General features: G+C 29.6%; 1 protein-coding gene. It reads right to left on the bottom strand.

Going from position 1 to position 422, the window contains the following annotated elements:
• A partial coding sequence (locus tag NHF47_RS17015) for a hypothetical protein (RefSeq protein ID WP_252766117.1) occupies nucleotides 1-276 on the bottom strand: 276 nt, incomplete at its 3' end.
• Between the last annotated feature and the right edge of the window lie 146 nt (nucleotides 277-422).

The following is a 422-nucleotide window of genomic DNA, read 5'->3' as shown; positions in this document are numbered from 1 at the left end:
GTCTGATATCGTAGGTTCTTTATTTAATTTAGTACTGACAAAATTGAATTTTCCGGCAAAAATAATATCATTGTTTAAAGTATCAAAAGTTGTATTAGCGCCAAATTTTCTTAAAAAATCAGCATCATTTTTAATCTCATTTTCAAAGTGTTTCGATAATTGAATTCCTTCTAGATTGTTGAATCTATAAGGTGATGTGTATATTTCAATCTTATGTTTGTCTTTCGAACATGAGATTAAAAGAAGAGAAATAGTAATGATAATATTTTTAATCATTCTTATCGGTTTAAGCTTGCCGCTAACGTCCCGCCGGCTTTAAGAAGTTGGGGATTTTTGTTCCCAAACCATTCCATTAGGACTAAAGTCAAATATATAAAATTACCTTTAAATTTTGCCTAAACTCCCAATTTCTTAAAACCGCT

The organism is Flavobacterium sp. NRK F7, from assembly GCF_024054195.1.
Taxonomy (GTDB): domain Bacteria; phylum Bacteroidota; class Bacteroidia; order Flavobacteriales; family Flavobacteriaceae; genus Flavobacterium.
This window is presented reverse-complemented; position numbering and strand designations above follow the sequence as displayed.